This is a genomic window from Nostoc foliaceum FACHB-393, assembly GCF_014698505.1.
GTDB lineage: Bacteria > Cyanobacteriota > Cyanobacteriia > Cyanobacteriales > Nostocaceae > Nostoc > Nostoc foliaceum_A.
The window spans coordinates 292846-313969 of record NZ_JACJTD010000003.1; the positions used below are offsets into that span (position 1 = coordinate 292846).

Here is a 21124-nt window from a genome sequence, read left to right on the forward strand (position 1 = left end):
TTTACTATGACCAAAGCACCTGTTGCTCCTGTGGTGCTAGTCATTTTAGACGGATGGGGCTACTGCGAGGAAAAGCGAGGAAACGCTATTGTTGCTGCTAAAACTCCCATTGTGGAAAGTTTATGGGCAGCTTACCCGCATACCCTCATTCGCACATCAGGAAAAGCCGTAGGGTTGCCAGAAGGTCAAATGGGCAACTCGGAAGTAGGTCATTTGAACATTGGTGCTGGGCGAGTTGTACCGCAAGAACTGGTACGCATCTCTGATGCGGTCGAAGACGGTTCTATTGCCTTAAACCCAGCACTCGTCAAAATTTGCCAGGAAGTTCGCTCTCGGAATAGCAAGCTGCATCTAGTCGGGCTTTGTTCTGAGGGAGGGGTACATTCGCATATTACCCATCTATTCGGACTACTTGACTTAGCTAAAGACCAGCGAATTCCAGAAGTTTTTATTCACGCCATCACCGATGGTCGTGACACCGCCCCAACTGACGGTGTAAGAGCAATCACACTGCTGCAAGATTATATAGACCGTACAGGCATTGGACGCATAGTCACCCTCAGCGGTCGCTACTACGCGATGGATCGCGATCACCGCTGGGATCGGGTCAAACGCGCCTATGATGTGATGATCCAAGATGGTACAGGTGATAATCGCACGGCTGTGGAAATCTTGCAAGAATCTTACGCCGAAGGGGTAAAAGATGAATTTATCAACCCCATCCGAATTGCACCCGGCGCAATAGAACCAGGGGATGGAGTGATATTTTTCAACTTCCGCCCCGATCGCTCCAGACAACTGACTCAAGCTTTGGTCAGTCCCACATTTAACGGTTTTGAAAGACAGCAAATTACACCACTGTCTTTTGTCACGTTTACACAGTATGATTCAGACTTACCCGTGGCTGTAGCCTTTGAGCCTCAGAATCTCAGTAACATTTTGGGAGAAGTGATTGCCAATCATGGACTGAATCAGTTCCGCACCGCTGAAACAGAAAAATACGCCCACGTCACCTATTTCTTTAATGGGGGACTGGAGGAACCTTTTGCTGGAGAAGATCGGGAACTGGTAAGCAGCCCGATGGTAGCAACTTACGATCACGCCCCAGCGATGTCAGCAGCAGCAGTTACAGATGTTGCGATCGCTGCGATTCAAAAGGGTATATATTCCCTAGTTGTGATTAACTATGCCAACCCAGACATGGTAGGGCATACGGGTCAAATAGACGCTACCATTACAGCAATTGAAACAGTAGATCGCTGTTTGGGTCGCTTGTTAGAAAGCGTTATCAAAGCTGGCGGCACAACAATTATTACTGCCGATCACGGCAACGCTGAGTATATGCTAGATGATGGGGGTAATCCCTGGACGGCTCATACCACTAATCCAGTCCCCTTCATCTTAGTGGAAGGAGAGAAAGTCAAAATCCCTGGATATGGTACAAATGTCGAACTGCGAAGCGATGGCAAGCTATCCGACATCGCCCCCACAATTCTAGAGATTTTACAGCTACCTCAGCCACCAGAAATGACCGGGCGATCGCTGCTGAAAACAGCAGATTATGAACTGCAACGCACTCGCACACCCGTGCAAGTAGGACTGTAAAAGAGTTAGGAGTTAATAATTAAGAGTTAAGAGTTAATAATGAAGAGTGATGAATTAAAACTTTTCTAACTCCTAACTCCCAACCCTGACTCCTGTTTTTTAAAACTTGTTATAAATGAGATTCAACCATGACAGTTACTAATATCGTGCAAGGCATTTGGGCGTTTTCCGCCACTGGTTTGATTATCTTGGTTTTACTGCATAGCCCCAAAGGTGATGGCATTGGAGCGATTGGCGGACAAGCCCAGCTATTTAGCAGCACCAAGAGTGCAGAAAACACCTTAAACCGAATTACTTGGGCATTGACAGTAATTTTTCTCGGTTTAACAGTAGTTTTAAGTGCTGGTTGGCTGCCTAAATAAGGATAGGTCAATGGGGAAAAAAACCCAACACCCGATACTTAACACCCTAATAAATTTAATTTCACGACGGTTAATTACAGCTCTTGCCTTGTTTATTGGCACAGGGCTGTTAATCTTTTTTATTAATATCCAGTCGAGTGATGGGTTTACAATAATACCAAAACATGCATATTCAGACTTAATAATCTCTCTCCCTCCATCATCTCCCCGAAAACCCCATCCCTTACCGCCCAAACTTGCAGAGTGGCAAGATAGCATTAACAGCGGTGACTATTTTTCCCAAGTCACAACAAGCCAAGTAGGTTATTTAGTTTGGTCGCAATTTCCCATTCGAGTTTACGTAGAACCACCACAAGCCCTTAGCGAAAAACAAGCTCAAGCATGGATTAACGCTGTCTTACAGGGTGTACAAGAATGGAGTACTTATTTGCCTTTGACAATAGTCGAACAGCCAAAAATTGCTGATATTACCATTGTGCGAAAAGCGCCACCTCTACAAATTTCCCCTAGTAGTAATATACCCCGTGCGCGATCAGCACAAACTACTTACGAGTTATACACCACCAACAAAGTTTTATCCCACCGCTTCACCATCTTGTTAAGTCCCAGTCAAACAGGTGAGTATCTGATTGCCGCTACCCGCCACGAATTCGGTCATGCACTGGGAATTTGGGGTCATAGTCCGCTACAAACTGATGCTTTATACTTTTCCCAAGTTCGTAACCCGTCGCCTATTTCTCCCAGAGATATAAATACTTTAAAGCGGGTTTATGAACAGCCAACCAGTTTAGGATGGTCTTTAGTGGAGAATTAAAAGATTAATTGATCAATATGATTACTTTTACTTAAAAATCCTACGTTCGCGTTTTGTAGAAACTAGCTACAAGTTATACACATGAATATGTTTAGCGTAAAGAATCAAAATTTAAGATTAAGGCAACCAATTTTTATCCAAAATTTGCTCTAAGGTATAAGGACATAATTCAGGTAAATTAGTTAGCTTTGTTTTAGTCTTAACATAATCTAAAGCATTGCTATAAATTACGCTGAAATTATCCTCTAAATGTTTGCGTAAATTGGCACTTAAATCTTCATTTACTTGATTACGAAAACTAATAATTTCCGCAGCCCAATGGTTAGCATTTCTTGGCTTTTCTAAATCCCAATATTGATAAAGTAATAAATGTCTAATAATTTGTTCCAATAAACTTTTTACTCGCCTTTTTTCATTCTTAGCCAAATCTTCCAATTCTTCTATTAAGTTTTCATAGTCAATGTCTGCTAATTGTCGATTTTTGAGACATTTAATAGTCTCCTCTAACCATTGCAGGTAATTGGATTCATATAATGTTTTTATGTCGAGGATTGTAGTCATTTGTTGATTACGTAGCTTTAATTTACTGTTATTTATTATTTAATATTAACTAATATATTAATTTTTGCCGAGAATGATTTACATTTTATGACTTTATGATGACACCTAGTCTAACAGGTGAGTATGTCCAAGCCACTGTCTGTCAGGAACTAGATCAAGAATTGGAAATATAGGATGATAATCAATTACAAACTGATGCTTTATATAGGATTTTTAAATAAATACACTTAGGGGAGCAAGTGCCTTGCGGAGTTTCCCAACGCTCGATAGCATTCGCACAGCGTCTCAGTAGAGAAGCGTTAGCGATTGTGCATAGTGTTTAACTCGCTATTGCTGCGCTATTCATTGTAACAACTGGCATCCCCTAGGCTCTGCGACTTAGTGGTAGAGGTCGCTGTGCTAAAACTTCTTTATAAAGTTCTTCGAGTAGAGTAATATTTTTACTTAGGGTATAGCGGTCTAATATACGCTGTCTGGCTTTTTGCCCTAGTAAGGTTGTTAACTCTGGATGGTCTTGCAAGACTGGCAAGAGGGTTCGTAATTGCGATCGCGCTGTTTTAGTACTAATAACTATACCTGCGCCCTTTTCCAATACTTCTCCATCTGCACCCACGTCTGTTGCTAAACAAGCTAGCCCACATGACATACCTTCTAACAAAGATAGGGACAAACCCTCTACCAATGAAGGCAAAATAAATACATCTGCACCCCGCAAAATTTCGATGCGTCGGTCTTCATCAGCTACAAATCCCAACCAGATAATGCCGTATTCTGAACCATAAAATGGCTCTAAGGAAGATTTCAAAGGGCCATCCCCAACAATTAGCAACTTACTACCAGACCCCATTGCCGACTGCTTCCAAGCCCGGAGGAGGGCTTCGACATTTTTCTCGGGCGCTATGCGACCTTGATAGACAAACAAGCGTTCGGCTTTAAATTCTGATTTGACTTGAGAAAATCCTGGAGAATACTTGGCAGTATCAACACCGTTGGGAATTACGGCAATATTTTCTTTCCTCACACCCATACCTGCCAATAATTCTCGCTGAATTTGGGAAAATACAATCACGCGATCGTAGTTAACTAAAAAAGGCGCGTAAAGCTGATAAGCCAAAAGTTGTGTTCCCGATATCAGCTTTGCCCCCTTGCCAGCAAACGGTGTGTGAAAAGTGGCAACTAGCGGCAACTTCAGTTCCTCACAGATTTCCGGTAGAAAAAAGTCTAGAGGAGATAGTGTCAAGGAAGCATGGACTATATCTGGCTTGATTTTCCGCAGTGAATCGGTTAAAACTTTGGTCGCTTTAAAAGTGGGAATTGTGTAAACCTGCGACTTGTAAATGAAAGGTAGGGAAACCTCTCGGAGATTTGGCCAGTTGTCAGGTTCAGATTCTTCTTGGGCAAAGTGAAGAAAGCTAACTTGATGTTCCTTGTCTAGTAAGGCATTTGTAATTTCTCTACTGTAGGTAACATTGCCACAAAAGGGTGATTTTTTTCCAATCCAGGCTATACGCATTCTTTATTTAGCTGTAAGAAAAGCGGGTTTGATCTATTACTTGTGTGTCCTTCGTGATTTTTATTTTATCTAGCTATACTTGCTGGTTTTTTAGTTATTACAAATTTCCAACAGAATTTAGTTTAAAAAGCCTATTTTAAGCTATTAAACCAGTTGATTTATGGCTTTATTTATTCTACTTATAAGTTGTTAGTTTCTCATGTTTAAACAACTTATTCTGACTAATGTCAGATTGATATCCCGCAAGTATGTGATAAATTTTCACTGACCACAGTTTACCATGAACAGAAAAGCTTTAAGTAAATATTAATTACTTAAAAGTAATGAATAATAGCTCGTGTTAGCTGATAACTACTTCTGTGAGTTATACCAAGTTAATATACCTCCTGAAAAGACGATCGCAGCTAATCCCAAAAAAACTGCCTGTAATCCTACAAAGGTTTCTGCTACACCTGCTAATGCCAAAGGTAAGGAGAGAGCAATATTAATTACATTGTTTTGTAAACCAAAGACTTTACCACGCATTTCTGGAGGTGTTTCTGTTTGGATGGCTGTTTGCATGGGAATACCCACTAGCGCCCCAAAGATACCTAATAGCGCCACCAGTAACAGAACTAGCCACAGTTGAGTTGTAAATATTGACAGACCAATCAGGGATGCTGCCATGCCCATACAACCACACAGACTTAGTTGGATATAGGAGAAGCGTTGACCAAATTGACCGAGAATTGTTGCTCCAGCAGCGATACCAACGCCGCCGGCTGCTAGTAAAAAGCCGAACTGAGAGGCTTTCATGTTAGGAATGATTTCCGCCATGCGAACGGCTAGAACAGTTAATGCTGCAAAGACAGAAAACAAGATAATCAGCTGAAGCAAAGCATTGCGGACGCGATGATTTGCTTTGAGGTAGGCAAAGCCATCCCGCAAGTCAGAGAATACGTGAGGGAATTCTGTATCGGGGTCGTGGTGTTTTTCGTTAGTTGCCAACAGGAACAAAATTAGTCCTGCGATCGCATAACTACCACCTACTAAAAATTCTTTGCCCAAACTACCACTACCACCAATTTGCAGCCAAAGTCCATCGGCGATCGCTAACAATGGTTCCCCAACAGCAAACCCAACAATCACCGATGCCATCATCGTTGTCGTATAAAGCGAATTTGCCGAGAGTAAATCCTGTTCTTCTACTATTAAGGGAATTGCCGCCTGTTCTGCCGGTGCAAAAAACTGCGTCAGCGTGGAAACTAAAAAAGTCACACCCAGGATAATCAAAAAACCCACTGGCAGGACTCCTATGGGTTTCCAGCCATGAGTCAACCACAGCAGGAAGGGAATTGACAAAACCAGGATGCCGCGCCACATATTTGTCGCCACCAGCACAGCCTTTTTCGACCAACGATCAACAAATACCCCAGCAACGGAACCAAATAATACGGCGGGAATCGTAAAAGCCATCATCAAAACTGACACCCAACCACTAATACTCTGATTACTAGCCTGAAACTGAGTATTAATCAAAGCAATCATCAGCACTAAATAAACTTTATCTGCTAGTTGGGAGAAAACTTGACCGCCCCAAAGAGCCAGGAAATTAGGGTTTTTTAATACAGGCAAAAATCCCTGTTGTTTGACATTTCCTGAACCAGTTTCTCCACCTGAACCAGATACATCTAATTTTTGTGGTTCTTTTTCTGGAATAGTCTTTACTGGCAAACTCTGTCCGTTGCTATCTCCTTGAGTAATGGTTAATTTGTCCTCAGATTGTGTTTCTGATTGACTTGGAACATCAGTTTTTGGGATCTGGGCTGTCCAACTTTGATCGTTTTTAGAAACATCTTTTGGGGACATTTCTTGGCCATTGATTTGACTAGGTGTACACTTGGAAACGGCGCTCAAGTGATTCCTGACTGTAGGTTCTGATACCCTATTCTGTTTTTTGGCGAGGCTTGGTGACAAAGGCAGGATTTTTTTATCCAAATCAGACGGTTGCATCATGGTTGGCAGCAAAATAAGAGTCGATCAAGGTAGCAGAGCGAATAGGGCGACCTAATTGATACTGAGCATACTGGCGCAAAATCTGCTCAACAGATAACCAGTGATGATCTCTAGCACCATCAATTTGCATTATCTCTGGTTGTGACAGATGTTGAAGCAAAGCCAGTTCCATAGCACCCGGACGACTAGAAATCACAGGTATTTCTTGCCGATGCACAACAACTGTTTGGGAGCCAGGTTTTGGCGGTGATGGAATAATGGGGCGATTAGGTGATGGAGAAAAAGATGAATTTCTTTGTATCCCCCTCTCTCTCTCTCCCTCTCTTCGTAAACGTTCCCAAGCTTCTAAGCAAACCGTTCCACCCGCAGGGATGCTAAATCCTACCTGCCAGTTGGGGTCTGTAAAGTCTGGCTTTAGCGAACGCCCAGATAGGCAGCAGATTTGCACTTGCGGCGTTACTCCTGCTAAGGCTAAAAGGTGAAACACCCCATGAGCCAGATGAGCCAAAACACCAGATGCATTAGCACTAGACAACGCCTCCAACCGATGGAGATGTTCATTGAACAACTCATAAAGTTCTTCTTGGGGTTGTTCGCTCAAACCTTGACACAGGACTATTTCTGCTAAATACTGGCTGGCAGCCAATTTTCCCAAATCTTTAGCTAAACCAGGATAAGTTTTTAACGTCTGTGCTTGAGTAATTTTATCAAGCGATCGCCCTTTCGCAATCAATAGTTCATTCACAACGAACATACCACTCCTGCCGCCCAGGCTGGAGTTGTGCTTGCGTGCCCCTGGAGCCACTGCTCGAATCAGACCAAATTCTGGTGTTAAAATCGTCACTATTTTATCCGATTCTCCCAGCACCTGAGTTTTAAGATTAATTCCCGTTGCTTTGTAGTTTCTACTCATTAGTCATTAGTCATTGGTCATTGGTCATTGGTCATTGGTCATTGGTCATTAGGTTAGGACAAAGGACAAATGACTTAGACGTGCCAGCAGTTTCCCGCGGGGTAGAACGAGAAACAAATGACTATTCATCCTTTCCCAGATTATCGCGCTGGCGGATCAAATCGATACCGCGAGATGTGCCTAATCTAGTAGCACCCGCTACGATTAAGTCTAGGGCTTGATTGATAGTGCGTATACCACCCGAAGCTTTAATTCCTACCCTTTCTTTTGCCAATTCCTGCAAAAGTCGTACATCTGCCACTGTTGCACCACCATTCCAACCTGTACTAGTTTTTAAGAATGCCGCTCCCGCCTCCATAGCTATTTCAGCAGCTATTTTTTTTTCCGCATCTGTCAACAGGTTGGTTTCTAAAATTACCTTGACAGTTTGCCCCGTCTCTTCACAAATTTCGGCAATTTCCCGGTGGGCTTCTTCAGTTTTTCCAGCTTTCAACCAGCCCAAGTTCATTACCACATCCAACTCAGTGGCCCCATTATCCGCCGCTTCTTGAGCCTCATACAGTTTCACTGCTGAAGTCGTTGCACCAGTAGGAAAGCCAATCACCGTACAGACTTTCGGGTTCTTGCCGTGTAGGAGTTCGACTGCTTGTTTGACATAGGCGGGGTGCAAGCAAACCGCCGCAAAATTGAATCTGTATGCTTCTTCACACCACTGCTCAACCTGCTCTGGAGTAGCCGTTGGCATTAAGAGGGAGTGATCGATAAATGGCGCAATATCAATATCGGGATAGTCTGCTGCCATCGTGTCTTCTGCCAGTGATTGATTATTAAACTTTATAAAAAATTAAAACATTTCTTATATATATATTAAACCATATTTATTACGAGTTTATTCTGAAAAGAAGCTGCTGACTTCTATCGGATGTCGGCTTTGTAGATATTGCGGAATTACTGTAAGTGTTTAAGTTGACATTAGGCAGTAGTAGGCTTAGAAATATCAACACCATTTGTGAAGTCAGTGCCTAAGAAGTTAATAATATTTTTAGCTAACGCCTTCGATGCCAAATATGGGACACCATTACCAATAGTTTTAAACATATTCGTGAGCGACATATTTTCTGGAAGTACAAAATTTGCAGGTAAAGATTGTATCGCTAAAGCTTCTGCCACAGATATTCGGCGGATTTTATAGGGATGCAAATGTACTTCATTATTTCCATAGCAAGCTGTTGGTGAATAACGCCATCTGTGAAGACGCTTAAAAGACTTTTTAGAATCATCTCCTTCATCAATAGCAGTAAATCTTGTAATGCCTGCCCTTGGTTGAAAACAGTGTTCAGCATTGGGATGCTTCAGAACATTATTTTTTCTAAACCAGTATTCTACGGTGAGTTCTTGAGGGATGCCATCAGGACAAGGCATAATGGAATTTTCTTCAAATGGTTCGCACTTACGCCAAGGATAAGCAAAAACATTTTTTCGAGGATATAAAATATGATTATCCCAAGGAAAATGTCTCTCAGTTATTGACTTTTCACTACCGAATTTTATTCCTATATCCTTGATAAAATTATTTCGGAAACCAATGAGAATAATTCTTTCTCTATCCTGGGGTACACCATATTCGATAGCATTAATTAACCGCTCTGTTAATATATAGCCTGATTCCAGTAATTGTTGCTTAAGCGATTCAAAAAATAAACGGTGCTTTGTCGTTCTCCACAACCCCTTAACGTTCTCAAATAAAAAGAAATCTGGAAGATTGCGGCAAATTAATTCAACGTAAGAAGCGGAAAGTTTGCCATTATCTCCTAAACATCCTCTATTTTTCCCGCCAATAGAAAAATCAGGACAGGGAGGCCCGCCAATGAAGCCGACAATATTACTAGATTTGCGGCAGTCTTGTACTAACTCCTGGAGATGTTGTATTTGTAAACCTTCGAGAAGTTGGGTTACGTCTCCTACTTCTCCGTCATAATACCCATATTCTGGCAACGGCAGATTGAGAACCTGCCGTGAGTAGCGGTATGCAGCCATGAATGAGGAAAAAATCTCATTTACATAAACAATGTTAAAACCGCTGCTTTCAAAACCTAAATCTAGGAATCCTGAACCAGCAAAAAAGGAGAAAATACAAGGGCGATCGCTCATTGAATGACTAGTTTTATAAAACAACCTTATTAATATCAGATGTTTAGTAAAATCGGTTGTGTCCTTCTTTTTAAGAACAATTCATACAAACTATCCCAATTTGGTCTCAGGGGCTGGTAAAACCTAATTTAGTTAGGGTTTATACTTACGTACCAATCAAGAATGAACAATTTGTATATTGCTTAAATAGTAAAAAAAATTCATCGTTGCTCTAAGTATTCAATATTAAAGTTTACTCAATCTTTAAGGAAATTCCCTGACATAAAAAGAGTCTGAAGCCACAATTAAATATAGGAGTTTCCAAGCTCTAAACGATGTTTAAGACAAAGTATTGTCATTAAATAAAAAACCGGGGTACTTCGGACTAACTTTTTATGCGGATTTTAATTTATTCCTACAACTACTATCCAGAGCCAATTGGTATTGCCCCACTGATGACTGAATTAGCAGAGGGACTAGTGAAGCGTGGGCATCAAGTGCGCGTAGTCACCGCTATGCCCAACTACCCTGAGCGTCAGATTTACCAAGAATATCGAGGGAAGTGGTATCTCAACGAATACAAAAATGGAGTTCAAATCCAACGCAGTTACGTTTGGATTCGTCCACAACCTAACCTATTAGATCGGGTGTTACTAGATGCTAGTTTTGTGGTCACTAGTTTTGTGCCCGCTCTCATCGGTTGGCGTCCAGATGTGATTCTCTCAACATCGCCATCTTTGCCAAGCTGTGTACCAGTTGCTCTTTTAGGATGGTTACGTGCTTGTCCTGTGATTTTAAATCTACAAGATATATTACCAGAAGCAGCCGTCCACGTCGGTCTACTGAAAAATAAATTGCTCATCCATTTGTTTAGATTATTGGAAAAATTTGCCTACCATACTGCCAGTAAAATTAGCGTTATCGCCGATGGGTTTGTGGACAATTTGCAATCTAAGGGCGTAGAAGCTGACAAAATTGTGCAAATTCCTAACTGGGTTGATGTAAATTTTATCCGCCCTTTGCCTAAAGAAAATAACCCTTTCCGCGCAGCACATAATTTGAATGGCAAATTTGTAGTACTTTATTCTGGCAACATTGCCTTAACCCAAGGCTTAGAAAGCGTCGTCAAAGCTGCTTCTGTGTTGCGCCATATCCCAGATATTATTTTTGTCATCGTTGGAGAGGCAAAAGGTTTAGAGCGATTGCAACAGGAATGTCTAGACTGCGGCGCAGATAATGTTTTGCTACTTCCGTTTCAACCCCGCAAATATTTGCCACAAATGTTAGCAGCCGCCGATGTTGGCTTGGTGGTGCAAAAGAAAAATGTTGTATCCTTCAATATGCCATCAAAAATCCAAGTGCTGCTTGCTAGTGGAGGGGCGTTAGTTGCCTCTGTCCCTGACAATGGGACAGCAGCAAGAGCTATCAGGCAAAGTGGCGGCGGAGTTATCGTTCCTCCAGAAGATCCCCAAGCTTTAGCAATGGCAATTTTAGATTTATACCAAAACCCCGAAAAAGTAAAAACTCTGGGTTATAAAAGTCGCCAATATGCCGTTGAACACTATGCTTTTGAGCAAGCTTTAAATCAATATGAGTCATTGTGTTACTCATTGACAGCAGATCGTGGAGTAATTCAGTCCACAAGAGTTACAAAACAAGAAGTTTAATCTACAGCAGTAGAGTTAGATTACATACCTTTACCTTAACCCTTCAGTACGACTATACTTAATAAAGTAGTAATTCTACCCTCAATTTTTAAAGCGTTAAATATTTGAGGGTAGTTAATTATACTTTAAATATTTAGTATATAGACCAATACCCTTGGGGCAACCTGACTCAAAAATCCCAGAGCATCACTTCATTCAATCTGTGGGAATAGCAATTTTTATCCATACTAAATGAGTGCTTTAGTATCTTGTCATACCAAATACTAGACTTGTACCAATCACACTTTTGGTAGACCAGGCATGAATCTGCTGTGTTGTATTGTAGTTTTTAGTAGCAGACAGCCAAAAGCATAGATGTGGACTTACCTGCAAATTATTAGTACGGCATGGCGGAAATAACTATCCAGCTGAAAAAGGTTAAAAACCTTAATTGACATATTTTGTTTCCTTCTGCCTCATGCCTCCTTGCACTAGCCAATTATCAAACTAGCCCCATAGACACCTGTTTTTTTGTTAGTATTCAAAAAAACCTATTGACACATTTTCAGATCAATTGTTTGTGATTTGTAAGTAAATGTAAACAATTGTTTCAAAAGAAAGAAAGCACCTGAGGTTTAATGACTGATTATTTCCAAGGAAATTTCCCATTACAATCTGTCCCACTGACGAAGAGTGTGGTAAAGAGCCACGCTCATACCGAAGAGGAGAGCGGAAAATTAGCTGCAACGATCGCAGAAGCTGGATCAGACCGCAAAGCAGGTGAGATTATATTGCTCAAAGTAGCAGAGGTATCTTACCTAGCTGATTACTTTGTGATGATGACTGGCTATTCTAAGGTACAAGTAAGAGCGATCGCTCAAGCAATTGAAGGAAAAGTCGAAACTGAGTTGCAACGGCGTCCCATAAGGACAGAAGGAAAAGTTGAGGGGAGTTGGGTACTACAAGACTACGGTGATGTGATCGTTCACATCATGATGCCCAAGGAACGGGAGTTTTATAATTTAGAAGCGTTCTGGATTCATGCAGAGCGTATTTCCCTTCCAGAATCTGATGAGGGTGAGGGTAAGCCAACATGATTAGGTCTTCGGTTTCTAATTGCCCAGTTCCTACAGACCAACAACCGCTTAATGAGTACGAAGAGTTAAAAACTTCCTGGCTGTTTCGTGATAGCACTTTAGATTGGCGCGAGTATATCACGAAAATTGTTTGGATTTGGGGTTTATCTTGGCTGGTAGCAGGGCCTGTAGCTGCGGCAAGTTTTCCCCCTCACAAGTATATTGCACATTTTATCCTCTGTGGTGCAGCAGCAGCGAGTGTTGGGGTAGTGCTGGCACTGGTAAGGTTGTACTTAGGCTGGTTCTACGTGTGCGATCGCCTTTGCAGCCCTACAGTCTTTTATGAAGAGTCTGGCTGGTATGACGGTCAAACTTGGACAAAGCCACAGGAAATCCTTAACCGCGATCGCTTGATTGTTTCATACGAAATTAAACCTATTTTGCGGCGGTTACAATTTACCTTTGCTGGCTTGGCGGGAATGTACGTTATTGGTACTATAGTTTGGCATTTGTTTTAAAAAGTCATTGGTCATTAGTCATTAGTCCTTAGATAATGACTAATGACCAATGACTAATTAATTAAAAAAGGTGATAAATATAAACCCATGACAATGGGAAAACGAACTCAAGCCACAGCACTGGAAGTCCGGTTGCTGCGGGAAGGTATTATTGAATCCAGGCATATAGTCCAAGCTGTTGTCTGCGATGAACGAGGACGGGTTCTAACCGTTGCCGGAAATTCTGAAACTGCTGCATTTATCCGTTCAGCGCTTAAACCATTTCAGGCACTCGCAGTCACCACCACAGGTACACTGGAACGCTATCAACTCAGCGATCGCGACTTAGCAATTATCACAAGTTCCCATAAAGGAAGAATAGATCAAGTCCGACAGGTATTTAACATCCTTTGGCGGGCCGATCTTGACCCGACTATACTTCAGTGTCCAATTCCTGAAGGTAAGCGGAGTCCTCTGGAATACAATTGCTCTGGCAAACATGCAGGAATGTTAGCTGTTTGTCAGCAACGCCATTGGCCTTTGAATAACTACTTGGATCGCAAGCACCCAATACAGCAATTGATTTTGGGCAAGGTAGCAGAGTTGCTGCGAATGCCTGCGGAAGAGTTTATCAGCGCTCATGATGACTGTGGCGCACCAACTTATCTGATGCAACTCGGTCATATGGCATCTTTGTATGCACTGTTAGCCTCTAGTACCAACTTGGATATGGAGCGCATTGTCCGTGCTATGACTCATCACCCCGCGATGGTAGCAGGAGATGGAGAATTTGATACGGAACTGATGCGCTTAACTCCAGGAGAACTAGTCAGCAAAGCTGGTGCCGAAGGAGTGCAGTGCATTGGTAGACTCGGTGAGGGCATGGGATTGGCAATCAAAGTCATGGATGGGGCAAAACGGGCAAAACATGCCGTTGCGATTCACTTACTCCAACAAATGGGTTGGATTAGTCCCAGCGCCGCAGAAAGCCTCTCAGAAAAGTTTGTGACCTTGGGAAAATACAAGCGTTTAGAAGTAATTGGAGAATTATCATTTTTGTAGTTGCCAAACTCTTGACTATAGGTTATGCTATAGAAGTCAAGAGCGACGCGGGATAGAGCAGCCTGGTAGCTCGTCGGGCTCATAACCCGAAGGTCAGTGGTTCAAATCCACTTCCCGCCACCAAATAAAAGATAAAATAAAAACCCTACAATCAGTGAAGATTGCAGGGTTTTTGTTTTATTTTGATCTATTCTGGAAGAAATAGCCATCTAAAAGGCGCGGATAATCATGGTTGTGAAGTTGCAGCGACCAATTTTAGTGGGAGGATTGGGACTGTCCTTTTCTCTGTGGATGTTACAAAGCTGGCACGATTCTATAGTGCAGGTGAGTGAGTTTGGTCTGTTGAGTGCCTTAGCTGTTGGTGGTGGTTTGTGGTTATTCCAAAAAAATCGCCCGAAAGACAGTTTAGAGCAGCTAGATGGTATGGTTGTGGATCGAGCGACTGTGGAAAGTGCGATCGCTAAAGCTGAAACTGTAATTAACCAACTGGCACAAGAAACAGAAAATCATCCGGCGTTACAGACACTTAGAGAAGAAGTTGCCCAATTATTGTTTGAAGTAGACAGGCAAAAAATTAAAGTTGCTGTAACTGGCGGGAAATCCGTGGGTAAAAGCACTTTAATTCAAGTGCTAAAGCAAAATGCAGAGACACAAAATTTTGTGTCTTTAGAAGAGACAGCACCTTTATTTAGAGAAGCGAGTGAAAATTCAGATGCAGCTATTTTGGCAGAAGTAGCAAAATCTGATTTTGTTCTGTTCCTGACAAACGGTGATTTGACAGACTCAGAATTTCAAACCTTACAGCAGCTAAAAGCAGCAAATCAGCCCACAATTCTGGTTTTCAACAAACAAGATCAGTATTTAGCCGATGAAAGCGCCAGCGTCTTGCTGTCATTGAAACAGCGGATGCAGGGAAATGTAGTTGCAACTGCGGCCTCTCCCATTCCGATCAAAGTCCGAAAGCATGAGGCTGATGGTTCTATACAAGAGTGGATGGAACAACCAGAAGCAGAGATCCAGCAGTTGACGCACCAGTTGGGTGAAGTTTTGGCACAGCAGGGACAACGGCTGGTTTGGGTAACTACCATGAGGAAAGCCGGGCTGTTGAAAGCTGAGGCGAAAAACTGGCTAAATGCAACCAGACGCGATCGCGCCACCCCTATTATTGAACAATATCAATGGATAGCTGCTGCTGCTGCCTTTGCTAACCCAGTCCCAGCCCTTGATATTCTGGCGACTGCCGCAATTAATGCTCAAATGGTAATGGATTTGGGTAATATCTATCAGCAGAAATTTTCCTTGGAACAGGCACAAACCGTAGCTGGAACAATGGGAAGTTTGATGCTGAAACTAGGTTTAGTTGAACTTTCTACCAAGGCGATTAGTACTGTTCTAAAAAGTAATGCCGTTACCTTTGTTGCTGGCGGCGTAGTGCAGGGAGTAAGTGCAGCTTATCTGACCAGGGTAGCAGGGTTAAGTCTAGTTGAGTATTTCCAACAGCAGGAAATAGCAATAGATTCTGGGACTGGTTTGAATTTAGAGAATTTGCGGCAAACATTGCAAAAAGTATTTCAGCAAAATCAGCAGATTGGTTTTTTGCAGGGATTTGTTAAGCAAGGTATGAAACGTTTATTGCCAAAGGTGCAGCAGGTTGAATTAGTAAGTACCCAAAAGGCTGTCGGATAATGCTATAAAAACCTAAAATTTACCCAAGCCTATTTTAGGCTTGGGTGTATCTAACAATTATTGTGATTGGGAATTAGCAAAAAATTGTGAATAAGGGTAGTTAGCTAAACAGCACCACTGTTTCTATTAAACAGAATAGCTATAGTTTTGAAAATTAGCTTTAAATCGTACACCAAACTCCAATTTTTTTGATACTGCAAATCCAGACGAATTACATCTTCAAAACTACGGACTGTAGAACGCCCGTTTACTTGCCATTCGCCAGTCATACCGGGTTTAACATCTAAACGTTGCCACTCCGGTACTTCGTAGCGTTCCACTTCATCGGGTGTAGGTGGTCGAGTGCCTACTAAACTCATCTCTCCTTTGAGGACATTCCAAAATTGCGGCAGTTCATCAAGACTAGTTCGCCGTAAAAAGCGCCCTACTTTGGTAATTCTGGGGTCATTATCATTCTTGAAAAAAGCGCCTTGTACTTGGTTTTTGACTTCGGATTTCTTCGCTTCCGCATCCACACACATGGAGCGGAATTTCCAAATCTCAAAATGCTTACCCATCCAACCACAGCGGGTTTGACTAAATAAAATAGGCCCAGGATCATTAATTTGAATAGCGATCGCAATAGGAAAAAATAAAACTCCTGTAATTAATAAACCGACCACTGATCCTATAATGTCTAATAGCCGTTTCATCCAAGATGCCACAGAAGGGTGAGTAGTAGGTAACTGCTCTACTTTACGGGAAGTTGTCTTCCGGCTATCTACCAAGTCTTCTTGTTTTATTAGCGACCCATCCTCCACAAGCTCTAAGGGAAAAACCTCATCTAATCCCGTGAGTTTTAGGACTGCCATTACTTGAGGTGTTACATTCCGCAGTGTTAATGTAATCCCTTTGGACTGAGCGTATTTAAAATTACTTACCAGGGCACCTAAACCACTACTATCCATAAAAGTAGTTTGGTGAAAGTCAATGATGATTTGCTTAGGATGTGAATTGGGTTGGATTAAGCTTTGGCAGGTTTGCTTAAAGCTTAAAGCCTCCAGCACGCTCAACCGCGTAGGCACCTGCACTATAGCCGTGTCGTTTAGGGAATTAACTGGAAAATCGACCTCTGTCGGTTGGCTAGTCATGAAGCTCTGCACTTTCGTTGCCATGTATAATGTAATCTGCCAAACATTATTTTGTCCTACAAAATTACTTAACCCAATATCGGAATCAGTAGTAATAAGGACTAATTGCTATTTACCGGGGCTGAAATTGGAGATCGCTAGCGACGATTCACAATAGAACAAGAAGCCAAAAAACATCCTTGCTGTTGTGCCGACGCAGCGCGATCGCGTTGCTCTGATCAAATGATTGCTAAAAATACGGTTACACCTACCGCACGCCTGATTGAGGTCTTTTCTGCCATTCAAGGGGAAGGACTGAATGTAGGGACACGTCAGATTTTTATTCGTTTTGCTCTGTGTGATTTACGCTGTAATTTTTGTGACAGCGCCCACACTTGGAATGCACCTGCTACTTGTCGGATAGAGCGATCGCCTGGATTGCGCGACTTTGAAATCCACTCTAACCCTGTTTCTCTACCCATACTACTCGAATGGGTGAAACAGCAAAATCTACCTTGTCTACACGATAGCATTAGCTTAACTGGGGGCGAACCACTTCTTCATGCCCCATTCTTAACGCAGTTTCTACCCCAAGTGCGAGCCATAACTGGTCTACCTATATACTTAGAAACTGGCGGACATCGCCCAGAACAATTGGCGATGATTCTCCCTTATTTAGACTCTGTGGGTATGGATTTCAAATTGCCCAGTGTCAGCGGCGAAAGTCATTGGCAAGAACATGCTAAATTTCTCCAATTATGTCATGACTCATATTTAAATGTTTTTGTCAAGATAATTGTGTCTCAAAACACAGATCCAGCCGAGTTGGAACGTTCAGCTTTGCTCGTGGCAGAGGTTAGTCCAGATATCTCAGTATTTTTACAACCTGTTACGCCTTTGCCAGTATCTGAACAATTCTCCCCAATACCTATGCTTGCGCCTTCAAGCGATGAAGTTTTGACGTGGCAAGCTTTGATGAAGGGGTTTGTCAAGCACGTGCGTGTGATCCCTCAGACGCATAAAATGCTGAACCAACTCTAAAAATTTCTGTAAAATTTGAGTTTGATAAAGATGTAGTCAAGAAAAAAGTAAGATTTTATGAAATTGTCATTGGGCTGCTGCCGCTAGGTAGGGAGGCAGTAGCCCTCTGAGTACGCATTCCCAGTTGGAGGCAGAGTGAGGAGTGAGGAACGAGGAGTTTGAAGTTTCGATTTGACTCATAACTCCTAACTCCTAACTAATTACAAACCGCCCTCATCTTGAGTTTTAGATTTAGCTTTTGCCTTATTGGCACTGCGTTTGAGGGCAGAGAGTCTTGCTTCATATCTCGACCGTTGGCGCTTACTAGGAGTATTGTCAATCAGGGTTTTCAAGGCGCTACCTAGACTCTTGTAGGCATTGGGGAGGGTATAACCAAAACGAGTTGCTAAAGCGATCGCTTTCTCATCAGCATTGAGCAATTCTCTTAGTTGCTTTTCCCCATTATTCTTTTGGTACAGTCGCCAGCCTGACACACCACATAGCGACAAAGCTAACACCAGAAGCAATCCATCTTGTACCCACAATTCGCCTACAGCACCACCTAAACCAATGGCTAGTGCTGCCATTTCCCAACCATCTTTAGGAATTGTGTCATTTTGAACGCGAGCAACTTCATGCCAGAACAGCAGATTGCGCTGATCCATTGCGAGGGCATCCCATTTCACCAAGTCAATTTGAATTTCTACCTGGTCTTTACCAATTTCTTCGCAACGAACCAGGGGTGGATTGACCTCAGTTGTGCCTTCAACCGTGACCCAGCTCTGTAATTCTGGCGGTAGTAAGCCTTTCAACCGCCGGAGTTCACTCATTTCCGCTTTGGCAGAGGAGGTTGCATAGGATGTCATAATATCCAGCCCCAGAAAATTTCAGTATATAGTGAGGGTATCACTTTGGAGTATAGCGATTTAAGTGATGATCCGTCTCACTCGCTGGGAAAACTTCCTCGCTTTTTTCGCGCTTCCATTGCCTTTTCCAGCAAATCTAACAATCCTGGGGCTTCTTCTTGGATACTGAGTAACAGTCTTTCCCCAAGTTCTATATTTCCCGGATCAAAACCTGTTGCCATCACTTCTTTCAGCCGAGGTATCGCTATGCCATCCACAATCTGAATTAACCCACTTAGACAACGGTGAAATTGTCTTTCTGTGAGAATCGAGTCTTCTAGAGGAAACTCAATAATGGCACGGATTTCGCCATCGGATGGGTCATACTCCCATTGCAACATTTTGGTTTCCCAAGAAATGGCAAGCATTGTTTGTAGGATAGCTCCCTTGTGAGGATGGTCTTGGATTCCTGCCAAAACTTGAGGGGCAAATACTCGGAAAAATTTTCCCTCTTCATCCAACTGGACAACTATTAGGAAATCTTCTAGATTATCAGCCTCCACTCCTGTTATAATTCTGTCTTCTTCATCATCAAAACGGTAGTCCCAACCAAGGTTGTCTAAATAGTTGGCAATCTGTTTGAGGTTAGCTCCCATAAAAGCCTCATAAGGAACGTGGAGCAGCTGTTACCAGACCTAGTTTAACCTGCTAGGGGTAGTTGTTTAGGTTTGTATGGCTACTTCTGCTCACATAGAAGTATGCAATTAGGGCATGGGGCATTGGGGATTGGGTATTGAAGATAGGAAAAATAGATGAGCATTCTGCGCTGTGAATGATATTTTCTGAAAGACTCTTGCTCATTTTTAAAGAAGCGATAATCACTTTTTTCACAATCCTAGGTAGTGAAGGATATAACACTAACTCACTTAAGTTTTAATATTATCTTCTAGGTTTAATAAATGCATTGCTAAACCAAAAAGGGTGGCAGGATTTTAAATAAAACTCGAAAGCTAAAGCCTAATTGAGATAATCCCTGCAAGTATTTGAAGCTTTTGACAAGATAAGTAAAAACTTCAACTACCACTTTTAAAAGCTAAACAATATAGCACAGAGACTGGTAAAGTTTTATATTACAAGCGATAAGTTGTTTTCACTGAAAGATTGTAGTGAGCAATACATTTTTTCTGGTCTATTAATTATGAAATTTATGCGTAAATCAGCTTTAATTCTAGCGATCGCACCCCTAGTATTTGCGATCGCTGCTTGTGGTGGAGATTCAAGTCAAACAGCCAGTACACCCGGTACTCCAGGTAGTAATCCAGCAGCACCAGCAACTCGAAATCGTTGGGATAGCATTAAAAGCCGTGGTCAGTTAACTTGCGGTGTCAGCGGTGAAGTGCCAGGGTTTAGCTTTGTGGGAACTGATGGTAAATACAGCGGCATCGATGTAGATATTTGTCGTGCGATCGCGGCGGCTTTGTTTGACAATCCAGATGCAGTAGAATTCCGCAATCTCAATTCTAAAGAGCGGTTTACAGCCTTGCAAACTGGCGAAGTAGACGTTCTCAGCCGTAACACGACTTGGACACTTAGCCGCGATACCTCTGTAGGTCTAGAATTTGCACCTGTGGTCTTTTACGACGGACAAGCCATAATGGTACGCAAAAATAGCAACATTAAGTCCTTGGCAGACCTGAAGGATAAAGCAATCTGCGTTCAAACTGGAACTACTACCGAACAGAACTTAGCAGACCAAATGCGAAAAAGGGGCATCACTTACAAACCTGTGGTCTTTGAAGATGTTAACGTTACTTTTGCTACCTATGCCGAAGGTCGTTGCGATGGCATTACCGCTGACCGTTCAGCATTAGTATCTCGAGGCGCAATTCTACCCAAACCAGAAGATAACATGATTCTTGAAGAAGTAATTTCTTCAGAACCCCTTGCACCAGCAGTTGCCAAAGGGGATGCTAAGTTTGGTGATGTTGTGAAATGGGTGGTTTATTCCCTAGTCAAAGCCGAAGAGTTGGGCATTACTTCCCAGAATGTGGGTCAGTTTGCTGCTAGTAATGACCCGGATATTAAACGCTTTTTAGGAACCGAAGGCAACCTTGGTGAAGGACTCGGCTTAACAAACGACTTTGCAGCCAGAATAATTAAGCACGTTGGTAATTACGCCGAAATTTACGATCGCAACCTCGGTCCCAAGACAAAACTCAATCTAGCTCGCGGCCAAAATCAACTCTGGAGCAAAGGCGGACTACTTTATTCTCCGCCATTTCGGTAGAAG

19 protein-coding genes and 1 tRNA gene are annotated in these 21124 nt (G+C 42.4%); 11 read left to right on the forward strand and 9 right to left on the reverse strand.

What is annotated here, in order from left to right; genetic code table 11:
- Positions 1-6 precede the first annotated feature (6 nt).
- The 3 genes from gpmI (at position 7) to H6G92_RS04835 (ending at position 2781) form a co-directional block, all read left to right on the forward strand.
- Positions 7-1605, forward strand: a complete 1599-nt coding sequence (gene gpmI, locus H6G92_RS04825; RefSeq protein WP_190891285.1) for a 2,3-bisphosphoglycerate-independent phosphoglycerate mutase — start codon at positions 7-9, stop codon at positions 1603-1605.
- A gap of 128 nt (positions 1606-1733) precedes the next feature.
- Positions 1734-1967 carry a preprotein translocase subunit SecG gene (secG, locus tag H6G92_RS04830; protein WP_094328436.1) on the forward strand — a complete coding sequence of 78 codons (234 nt, stop codon included), beginning with the start codon at positions 1734-1736 and terminating at the stop codon, positions 1965-1967.
- A gap of 10 nt (positions 1968-1977) precedes the next feature.
- Entirely contained in the window at positions 1978-2781 is an 804-nt protein-coding gene (locus H6G92_RS04835; protein WP_190891287.1) for a peptidase, read from the forward strand.
- A 117-nt stretch (positions 2782-2898) separates the two neighbouring features.
- On the opposite strand, the gene H6G92_RS04840 is transcribed toward H6G92_RS04835, so the two are convergent.
- The 6 genes from H6G92_RS04840 to H6G92_RS04865 all read right to left on the reverse strand — a co-directional run bounded on the left by H6G92_RS04840 (position 2899) and on the right by H6G92_RS04865 (position 9914).
- On the reverse strand, positions 2899-3342 hold the full coding sequence (locus tag H6G92_RS04840) for a DUF29 domain-containing protein (RefSeq protein ID WP_190891289.1): 444 nt from the start codon (positions 3340-3342) through the stop codon (positions 2899-2901).
- 364 nt (positions 3343-3706) lie between these two features.
- A complete protein-coding gene (locus H6G92_RS04845; protein WP_190891292.1) occupies positions 3707-4855 on the reverse strand; it encodes a glycosyltransferase family 4 protein in 1149 nt (382 codons plus the stop codon).
- 351 nt (positions 4856-5206) lie between these two features.
- Positions 5207-6847, reverse strand: coding sequence for an MFS transporter (locus H6G92_RS04850; protein WP_190891473.1), 1641 nt, complete (start codon positions 6845-6847; stop codon positions 5207-5209).
- Positions 6834-7763 carry a DNA repair protein RecO gene (gene recO, locus H6G92_RS04855; RefSeq protein ID WP_190891294.1) on the reverse strand — a complete coding sequence of 310 codons (930 nt, stop codon included), beginning with the start codon at positions 7761-7763 and terminating at the stop codon, positions 6834-6836. Before recO ends, H6G92_RS04850 begins: the two co-directional genes overlap by 14 nt.
- Before the next feature lie 121 nt (positions 7764-7884).
- Positions 7885-8565, reverse strand: a complete 681-nt coding sequence (deoC, locus tag H6G92_RS04860) for a deoxyribose-phosphate aldolase (protein ID WP_190891297.1) — start codon at positions 8563-8565, stop codon at positions 7885-7887.
- Positions 8566-8735: 170 nt separating this feature from the next.
- A complete protein-coding gene (locus tag H6G92_RS04865) occupies positions 8736-9914 on the reverse strand; it encodes a DNA cytosine methyltransferase (RefSeq protein WP_190891299.1) in 1179 nt (392 codons plus the stop codon).
- Between the two features lie 374 nt (positions 9915-10288).
- Here H6G92_RS04865 and H6G92_RS04870 point away from each other — a divergent pair, with 374 nt between their 5' ends.
- The 6 genes from H6G92_RS04870 to H6G92_RS04895 all read left to right on the forward strand — a co-directional run bounded on the left by H6G92_RS04870 (position 10289) and on the right by H6G92_RS04895 (position 15860).
- Positions 10289-11560, forward strand: a complete 1272-nt coding sequence (locus H6G92_RS04870; protein ID WP_190891302.1) for a glycosyltransferase family 4 protein — start codon at positions 10289-10291, stop codon at positions 11558-11560.
- Positions 11561-12177: 617 nt separating this feature from the next.
- Entirely contained in the window at positions 12178-12636 is a 459-nt protein-coding gene (gene rsfS / locus H6G92_RS04875; protein WP_190891304.1) for a ribosome silencing factor, read from the forward strand.
- The gene (locus H6G92_RS04880; RefSeq protein ID WP_190891306.1) at positions 12633-13133 is read left to right on the forward strand and encodes a CGLD27 family protein; all 501 of its coding nucleotides are present in this window, start codon (positions 12633-12635) and stop codon (positions 13131-13133) included. Before rsfS ends, H6G92_RS04880 begins: the two co-directional genes overlap by 4 nt.
- 87 nt (positions 13134-13220) lie before the next feature.
- Entirely contained in the window at positions 13221-14174 is a 954-nt protein-coding gene (locus H6G92_RS04885; RefSeq protein ID WP_190891308.1) for an asparaginase, read from the forward strand.
- A 46-nt stretch (positions 14175-14220) separates the two neighbouring features.
- Positions 14221-14297, forward strand: a tRNA-Met gene (locus tag H6G92_RS04890).
- A 105-nt stretch (positions 14298-14402) separates the two neighbouring features.
- Positions 14403-15860, forward strand: coding sequence for a YcjF family protein (locus H6G92_RS04895; protein ID WP_190891310.1), 1458 nt, complete (start codon positions 14403-14405; stop codon positions 15858-15860).
- 104 nt (positions 15861-15964) lie between these two features.
- Here the strand turns inward: H6G92_RS04895 and H6G92_RS04900 are convergent, their stop codons facing one another.
- The gene (locus tag H6G92_RS04900; protein ID WP_190891313.1) at positions 15965-17014 is read right to left on the reverse strand and encodes an anti-sigma factor antagonist; all 1050 of its coding nucleotides are present in this window, start codon (positions 17012-17014) and stop codon (positions 15965-15967) included.
- A 198-nt stretch (positions 17015-17212) separates the two neighbouring features.
- Between H6G92_RS04900 and H6G92_RS04905 the strand changes: the two genes are divergently transcribed.
- Complete coding sequence (locus tag H6G92_RS04905) at positions 17213-18010, forward strand: 7-carboxy-7-deazaguanine synthase QueE (RefSeq protein WP_190891315.1); 798 nt, start codon at positions 17213-17215, stop codon at positions 18008-18010.
- 200 nt (positions 18011-18210) lie between these two features.
- Here the strand turns inward: H6G92_RS04905 and H6G92_RS04910 are convergent, their stop codons facing one another.
- Positions 18211-18855, reverse strand: coding sequence for a DUF3318 domain-containing protein (locus H6G92_RS04910; RefSeq protein WP_190891318.1), 645 nt, complete (start codon positions 18853-18855; stop codon positions 18211-18213).
- 77 nt (positions 18856-18932) lie between these two features.
- Positions 18933-19490: a hypothetical protein gene (locus H6G92_RS04915; protein WP_190891320.1), complete on the reverse strand. Its 558-nt coding sequence runs from the start codon at positions 19488-19490 to the stop codon at positions 18933-18935.
- A gap of 551 nt (positions 19491-20041) precedes the next feature.
- Between H6G92_RS04915 and H6G92_RS04920 the strand changes: the two genes are divergently transcribed.
- Positions 20042-21121 carry an amino acid ABC transporter substrate-binding protein gene (locus H6G92_RS04920; protein WP_190891474.1) on the forward strand — a complete coding sequence of 360 codons (1080 nt, stop codon included), beginning with the start codon at positions 20042-20044 and terminating at the stop codon, positions 21119-21121.
- The last annotated feature ends 3 nt before the right edge of the window (positions 21122-21124 follow it).

What these genes read in the sequence shown, in the direction of transcription:
- H6G92_RS04865 (WP_190891299.1), bottom strand. Translation starts at nt 9,914, where the DNA reads ATGAGCGATCGCCCTTGTATTTTCTCCTTTTTTGCTGGTTCAGGATTC.
- H6G92_RS04905 (WP_190891315.1), top strand. Translation starts at nt 17,213, where the DNA reads ATGATTGCTAAAAATACGGTTACACCTACCGCACGCCTGATTGAGGTC.
- deoC (WP_190891297.1), bottom strand. Translation starts at nt 8,565, where the DNA reads ATGGCAGCAGACTATCCCGATATTGATATTGCGCCATTTATCGATCAC.
- H6G92_RS04895 (WP_190891310.1), top strand. Translation starts at nt 14,403, where the DNA reads ATGGTTGTGAAGTTGCAGCGACCAATTTTAGTGGGAGGATTGGGACTG.
- recO (WP_190891294.1), bottom strand. Translation starts at nt 7,763, where the DNA reads ATGAGTAGAAACTACAAAGCAACGGGAATTAATCTTAAAACTCAGGTG.
- gpmI (WP_190891285.1), top strand. Translation starts at nt 7, where the DNA reads ATGACCAAAGCACCTGTTGCTCCTGTGGTGCTAGTCATTTTAGACGGA.
- H6G92_RS04840 (WP_190891289.1), bottom strand. Translation starts at nt 3,342, where the DNA reads ATGACTACAATCCTCGACATAAAAACATTATATGAATCCAATTACCTG.
- H6G92_RS04920 (WP_190891474.1), top strand. Translation starts at nt 20,042, where the DNA reads ATGCGTAAATCAGCTTTAATTCTAGCGATCGCACCCCTAGTATTTGCG.
- H6G92_RS04885 (WP_190891308.1), top strand. Translation starts at nt 13,221, where the DNA reads ATGACAATGGGAAAACGAACTCAAGCCACAGCACTGGAAGTCCGGTTG.
- H6G92_RS04910 (WP_190891318.1), bottom strand. Translation starts at nt 18,855, where the DNA reads ATGACATCCTATGCAACCTCCTCTGCCAAAGCGGAAATGAGTGAACTC.
- H6G92_RS04900 (WP_190891313.1), bottom strand. Translation starts at nt 17,014, where the DNA reads ATGGCAACGAAAGTGCAGAGCTTCATGACTAGCCAACCGACAGAGGTC.
- secG (WP_094328436.1), top strand. Translation starts at nt 1,734, where the DNA reads ATGACAGTTACTAATATCGTGCAAGGCATTTGGGCGTTTTCCGCCACT.
- H6G92_RS04915 (WP_190891320.1), bottom strand. Translation starts at nt 19,490, where the DNA reads ATGGGAGCTAACCTCAAACAGATTGCCAACTATTTAGACAACCTTGGT.
- H6G92_RS04850 (WP_190891473.1), bottom strand. Translation starts at nt 6,847, where the DNA reads ATGCAACCGTCTGATTTGGATAAAAAAATCCTGCCTTTGTCACCAAGC.
- H6G92_RS04835 (WP_190891287.1), top strand. Translation starts at nt 1,978, where the DNA reads ATGGGGAAAAAAACCCAACACCCGATACTTAACACCCTAATAAATTTA.
- H6G92_RS04845 (WP_190891292.1), bottom strand. Translation starts at nt 4,855, where the DNA reads ATGCGTATAGCCTGGATTGGAAAAAAATCACCCTTTTGTGGCAATGTT.
- rsfS (WP_190891304.1), top strand. Translation starts at nt 12,178, where the DNA reads ATGACTGATTATTTCCAAGGAAATTTCCCATTACAATCTGTCCCACTG.
- H6G92_RS04870 (WP_190891302.1), top strand. Translation starts at nt 10,289, where the DNA reads ATGCGGATTTTAATTTATTCCTACAACTACTATCCAGAGCCAATTGGT.
- H6G92_RS04880 (WP_190891306.1), top strand. Translation starts at nt 12,633, where the DNA reads ATGATTAGGTCTTCGGTTTCTAATTGCCCAGTTCCTACAGACCAACAA.